Origin of the sequence: Flavobacterium muglaense (assembly GCF_014305155.1) — a bacterium.
In the GTDB taxonomy this organism is placed as follows: Bacteria; Bacteroidota; Bacteroidia; order Flavobacteriales; family Flavobacteriaceae; genus Flavobacterium; species Flavobacterium muglaense.
On sequence record NZ_JACRUK010000080.1, the window covers coordinates 1 to 6892 of the forward strand.

General features: G+C 35.8%; 5 protein-coding genes. All 5 read left to right on the plus strand.

The genetic code is table 11. The features are described from left to right. The coding region (locus tag H8R24_RS17300) for a DUF7507 domain-containing protein (protein ID WP_187021564.1) at positions 1 to 3132 on the plus strand (3132 nt) is incomplete at its 5' end. A gap of 62 nt (positions 3133 to 3194) precedes the next feature. Then, positions 3195 to 4103, plus strand: coding sequence for a PorP/SprF family type IX secretion system membrane protein (locus H8R24_RS17305; RefSeq protein ID WP_187021562.1), 909 nt, complete (start codon positions 3195 to 3197; stop codon positions 4101 to 4103). A 41-nt stretch (positions 4104 to 4144) separates the two neighbouring features. Then, on the plus strand, positions 4145 to 4777 hold the full coding sequence (locus H8R24_RS17310) for a hypothetical protein (RefSeq protein WP_187021560.1): 633 nt from the start codon (positions 4145 to 4147) through the stop codon (positions 4775 to 4777). Between the two features lie 42 nt (positions 4778 to 4819). Beyond that, a complete protein-coding gene (locus tag H8R24_RS18385) occupies positions 4820 to 5596 on the plus strand; it encodes a tetratricopeptide repeat protein (RefSeq protein ID WP_317172597.1) in 777 nt (258 codons plus the stop codon). Continuing rightward, the gene (locus H8R24_RS18390; RefSeq protein ID WP_317172596.1) at positions 5530 to 6771 is read left to right on the plus strand and encodes an OmpA family protein; all 1242 of its coding nucleotides are present in this window, start codon (positions 5530 to 5532) and stop codon (positions 6769 to 6771) included. Before H8R24_RS18385 ends, H8R24_RS18390 begins: the two co-directional genes overlap by 67 nt. The last annotated feature ends 121 nt before the right edge of the window (positions 6772 to 6892 follow it).

Below are 6892 nucleotides of genomic sequence, written 5' to 3' on the forward strand. Positions count from 1 at the left end.
TTAACAGCAACTGTTGCTTCGACTGATGTAAGTTGTTTTGGTGCCAAAGATGGAACTATCACGATCAGCAATGCAACGGGTGGTTACGGAATCTACCAATACAGCATTAACGGTGGAACGACTTGGCAAGATTCGGCTTCGTTTAACGCGCTTGCGGACGGAACTTATAATGTTCAAATTAGAGATAAAACCAAAAACTCTTGCACGGCAATTATAAACAGTAAAGTAATTATCAAATCACCAACGGAGGCTTTAACAGCAACTGTTGCATCGACTGATGTAAGCTGTTTTGGTGCCAAAGATGGAAGTATTACCATCAGCAATGCAACTGGTGGTTACGGAACCTATCAATACAGCATTAACGGTGGAACGACATGGCAAGATGCAGCTTCGTTTACGGCGCTTGCGGACGGAACTTATAATGTCCAAATTAGAGATAAAACCAAAAACTCTTGCACGGCAATTATAAACAGTAAAGTAATTATCAAATCGCCAACAGCGGCTTTAACAGCAACTGTTGCTTCGACTGATGTAAGTTGTTTTGGTGCCAAAGACGGAACTATCACGATCAGCAATGCAACGGGTGGTTACGGAACCTACCAATATAGTATAAACGGTGGAACCGCTTGGCAAGATTCTGCTTCGTTTAACGCGCTTGCGGACGGAACTTATAATGTTCAAATTAGAGATAAAGCCAAAAATGCTTGTGCAGCAATCATAGACAGTAAAGTAATTATCAAATCACCAACCGCGGCTTTAACAGCAACTGTTGCTTCGACTGATGTAAGTTGTTTTGGTGCCAAAGATGGAACTATCACGATCAGCAATGCAACGGGTGGTTACGGAACCTACCAATATAGTATAAACGGTGGAACCGCTTGGCAAGATTCTGTTTCGTTTAACGCGCTTGCGGACGGAACTTATAATGTTCAAATTAGAGATAAAGCCAAAAATGCTTGTGCAGCAATCATAGACAGTAAAGTAATTATCAAATCGCCAATGGCGGCTTTAACAGCAACTGTTACTTCGACTGATGTAAGTTGTTATGGTACCAAAGATGGAAGTATTACCATCAGCAATGCAACGGGTGGTTACGGAATCTACCAATACAGCATTAACGGTGGAGCCACTTGGCAAGATGCAACTTCGTTTAACGCGCTTGCGGACGGAACTTATAATGTTCAAATTAGAGATAAAGCCAAAAATGCTTGTGCAGCAATCATAGACAGTAAAGTAATTATCAAATCACCAATGGCGACTTTAACAGCGGCAGTTGTTTCAACCGATGTAAGTTGTTTCGGCTCCAATGATGGTAATATAACAATTAACAATCCTTCTGGTGGTTACGGAACCTACCAATACAGCATTAACGGTGGAACGACTTGGCAAGATGCAGCTTCCTTTATGTCACTTTCTAGTGGAAGCTATAATGTCCAAATTAGAGATAAAGCCAAAAATTCTTGCACAGCTACAATAGGTGGTACAATTATAATAAGTGCGCCAAGTACTCCTTTGACTGCTACAGCTATACTCTCTAATAATGTCAATTGTATCGTTTGTAATACTGGTTCTATTAATCTTAATGTATCAGGCGGAACAGCTCCATACACCTTTTCTTGGTCCAATAGTAAAACCACTGAGGATATTCAAAACTTAACTTCAGGCACTTATACAGTAAAAATAACTGATAAGCACAACTGTGAAGTAATCTACAGCTATACTATTACTAATTCAGGTATTGCCTTAGTTAAAACAGGTGTTTTTGTAGATACGAATAATGACGGTTTTGCTCAAGTGGGGGAAAAAGTAAATTATGCTTTCTCTGTAACCAATACTGGAAATGTTACAGTGACCAACATTGTTGTGACCGATCCTAAAGTGAGTGTAAACGGAATCAAAATCCCTACTCTAGCTCCGGGACAAACTATTGCGGACGTTTTCACTGCGACTTACACTTTAACCCAAGCAGATATTGACGCTGGTCAGGTTACAAATACCGCTTTGGCCGTAGGGACTGATCCAAAAGGAAATGAAGTGAGAGATACTTCTGGAACCACTATTGACAACGATACGCCGACGGTTGTAGATATTTCGAATAATGTCAAAGGACAAATTGCCTTAGTTAAATCAGGTGTTTTTGTAGATACGAATAATGACGGTTTTGCTCAAGTGGGGGAAAAAGTAAATTATGCTTTCTCAGTAACCAATACTGGAAATGTTACAGTAACTAACATTGTTGTGACCGATCCTAAAGTGAGTGTAAACGGAATCAAAATCCCTACTCTAGCTCCGGGACAAACTATTGCGGACGTTTTCACTGCGACTTACACTTTAACCCAAGCAGATATTGACGCTGGTCAGGTTACAAATACCGCTTTGACCGTAGGGACTGATCCAAAAGGAAATGAAGTGAGAGATACTTCTGGAACTACTATTGACAACGATACGCCAACGGTTGTAGATATTGCTCTACACACTGGATTAACAGTTGTTAAAACAGCTAATACAGATAGCTATTCTAACGTAGGTGACATTATCAACTATACTATTCAAGTTTTAAATTCAGGAAATGTTACTCTTTATAAAATAACAGTAACAGACCCACTAACAGGATTAAATACTCTAATCGATGAACTTACGCCTGGCACTAGTAAAGAATTTATTCAAAACTATACCGTCACACAAATTGATTTAGACAGAGGCTCTATTACCAATGTTGCTGCCGCATCGGGTTTCGGCCCAAATTCGAACCCAATTACAAATTCTGATGAAGTTGTAGTAGAAGCTGAAATTGTTCTTGGTTGTGGAAATATAGTAGTCCATAATGCCTTTTCTCCAAATGGAGATGGAATAAACGAATTGTTTATAATTGACAATATTGACAATACGTTATGCTATCCTACAAATTCAATCGAAATATACAATCGCTGGGGAGGTCTTGTATATGAAACCACAGGTTACGACAATGTAACTAAAGTTTTCAATGGGGTTTCATCTGGTAAAAACACAATTAGTCAAGCAACTGGATTACCGGCTGCAACTTATTATTATATTTTGACTTATACATCAGTAGGAATCAATAATAAGATTGAAACGAATACTAAAAATGGATACATCTATCTTTCTAAATAATGACAACAAATAACATAAGAGCCAGATTTCCAGTAGCCGCTAAAAAATTGATATCGAAAGCTATGAAAAATAAAATATTTTCTCTAGTTTTTATATTTACAAGTATGATGAGTTATGCGCAACAAGATGCACAATTTACTCAGTATATGTACAATACAATTAACATCAATCCAGCCTATGCTGGTTCTAGAGGTGTACTGAGTATTTTTGCTTTACATCGTTCGCAGTGGGTTGGAATAGATGGAGCTCCAATTACAAATGCTATATCCATGAATACTCCCCTTAACGGAAATAATCTTGGTTTAGGAGTGTCTGTGGTAAATGATCGCGTGGGTCCAGTACGTGAAAACGCTATTTCAACAGACTTGTCCTATACGATTCCAACATCAGAAACTTTTAAACTTTCTTTTGGATTAAAAGTAACTGCCAATTTATTTGACTTAAACACCTCTATTTTGAATCCTGTGGATAATGACCCAAGTTTACAGCAATACAATAACAAATTTTCACCAAATATTGGAACTGGAATCTACCTGCATTCAAACAAAGCATACGTAGGAATATCTGTCCCACATATCATTGAAACCAATCATTATAACGATAATGACGTAAGTGTTTTTAAAGAAAAAATGACCTATTATTTTATATCAGGATATATTTTTGATTTAAACAGTTCGATAAAATTTAAACCATCTATGCTTTCTAAAATTACAGTAGGTACACCTTTTCAACTGGATTTATCAGGAAGTTTACTGTTCAATAATAAAGTTACTGCTGGAGTTTCATACCGATGGAATACAGCTGTAAGCGCTCTAGTAGGATTTCAAATATCAGATAGTATGTACGTTGGGTACACCTATGATATGGATACTACAAAATTAAACAAGTATAACTCAGGTTCACATGAAATATTTTTGCGTTTCGAATTGTTTAAAACGAACACAAAAATGGTAACCCAAAGGTTTTTCTAAAACAATAGACGTTAAATTACAAATCTTTAAAAGTGACAATTATGAAAAAGTATACCATTATTTTATTAGCCCTAATGAGCCTTTACTTCTCACATTCATTCGCACAAAATAAGATTATTTCTTACACTGTAGTAGAAAATATTAATATGAAATTTGGAGGTTATACCACAACTTATAATGTATCAAACCTTAATTTAGTGAGGCAGTTTGACCTTGGCCCAAATAACACGCGCTTCATAACACCAAACTATAAATCAGTTGACGATAAGAAGGAGCCTATTGTGAGTAAGGCTGCTGCTGCTGAATTAGTTCCTCTCAATACGATTGTACCTGTGGCAGTAAACGCACCTATTGCAACAGCTGAGTTAGATATAAAGCCAATAGTATCTATTACTAAACAAGATAAGTACGCCTATATTTCAATGATTGATATCTATAAAAACATTGCAAAAAAAGGATACAAATCTGTTGATCTATTTAAAAAAGTAGGAAATGCCTATTACTACGAAGACGAATTGAAATTTGCTGCCAAATGGTACACTGAATTATTTGATTTGACAGAAAAAGTAGAATCAGAATATTTGTATCGATACTCTAGGTCTTTGAGATCTATAGGCGACAAAAATAAAGCTGATGAAATGCTAGAAAAGTATAATGAAAAATCTAATAATTGATGCTACAGCTTTAATAGTGCTCTGAATTTTAGAAAAAATATTATGAAAAATAACAAACTCCTATATATAGTTCTGATAAGTATTCTATCAATAAACACTTATTCACAAGCGTCTAGAAAACTTGCTTTGGCAGAAAAAAAATACAACAACTATGCCTATATAGATGCTATAAAAATCTACGAAAAAGTAGCCGCTAAAGGCTATAGCTCTCCAGACATGTTTAAAAAAATAGGAAACGCTTACTATTTTAATTCGCAATTAGAAAGCGCTAAAATATGGTATGAAAAACTGTTTGTAACCGCTGAGAACTCAACGATTGAACCGGAGTATTACTATCGATATGCTCAATCACTAAGGGCTAGCAACGAAAATAATAAGGCAAATGAAATACTTGAACTATTTAATCAAAAACTAGTTGGAGACAACAGAGGAAGAATGTTCAAGCAGAACACCAACTACCTAGATGCAATAAAAGCGAATTCAGGACGATATACGATGGAAAACGCTAGCATAAACTCGCAATATTCTGATTATGGTACAACCAAATACTTAGATCAAATTGTGTTTACTACCGCTAGAGATACTGGAAATTTTATAAAAAGAAAACATTCTTGGACTAATAATTATTTCACCAATTTATACAAAGCCTCCGTTTCTCCTGAGATGAAACTAGGTGTTCCAGAAAAATTCAATCGGAAAATAAACACAAATTTAATGAGTCTACAGCCGCGTTTACCAAAGATGGAAACACGATGTACTTTACTAGAAATAATTACATCGGTGGAAAAAAGGGTAAAAATGATAGTAAAACTAACTTAGTAAAAATTTATAGAGCGCGCCTAGTAAACAACCAATGGCAAGATCTGACCGAACTACCATTTGACAGCGATCAATACAATACCGCTCATCCTTGTTTAAGTCCCGATGAAAAAACGCTGTATTTTGCATCGGATATGCCTGGAACCTTGGGTCAATCAGATATTTACAAAGTAACCATAAATGAAGATGGTACCTTCGATAAACCTCAAAACTTAGGAGATCCTATCAATACTGAAGGTCGTGAGTCTTTTCCATTTATAAATGAAGAAGGGGAACTATACTTTGCCTCTGATGGTCATCCAGGTTTAGGAGGTTTTGACGTTTTTGCCGCAAAAAAGAACTCGGCAGGAATCTATAAAAAAATACTAAATCTAGGCTCAGATATAAATTCTCCCAAAGATGACTTTGCCTATAGCATTGATATTGCATCTAGAACAGGTTTTTTTACATCTAATCGAGATGGAGGAAAAGGATCAGATGATATCTATTCGTTTTTAGAAACTAAAAAATTAACCTTTCCATGTGATCAAATTTTATTTGGAAAAATCACAGACATCAAAAACAACGCTATATTGCCTAACGCCAAAATAACATTACTCAATGATAATTTAGACGTTATTGCAAGCGTTCAGGCCGATGAAGAAGGTAAGTATGAAATGCCTGTTGATTGTGATGAAAGATATAGTGTAAGAGCTTCTTTAGAAGATTACACAACGCAAGAAAAAATCATAACTACCAAAAAAGATGATGGTAAAACAGAATTGAACTTTGCTTTAGAAGAAGATAAATGCACTGTTACTGTAGGCGATGATTTAGGAAAATGTTTTGGTATAAAAATGATCTACTTTGACTATAATAAGTATGATATAAAAACCGAAGCAGCCATAGATTTAGAGAAAATCCTTGATGCAATGCAACAATATCCCTTAATGAAATTAGAGATTAGATCTCACACTGATAGCCGTGGTTCGTCTAAATACAACCAAATTTTATCTCAAAAAAGAGCCAATTCTACAGTAGACTGGTTAATTAAAAATGGAATAAGTGCTGATCGATTAACTGGTAAAGGCTTTGGAGAATCTCAGCTAATCAATAAATGTTCTGATGGTGTAAGTTGCACCGAAGCAGAACATCAGGAAAACCGACGAAGTGAATTTATGATTACGGAGCTCTAGCGCAATAGAAATAATACGACATAACAAAAGGATGTCTTACCAGGGAGGGCACTGAAAAAGTGTTTCTAATAAATTAAGACCTAAAAAGGAGTAGATATCTATTGATTTCTACTCCTTTTTT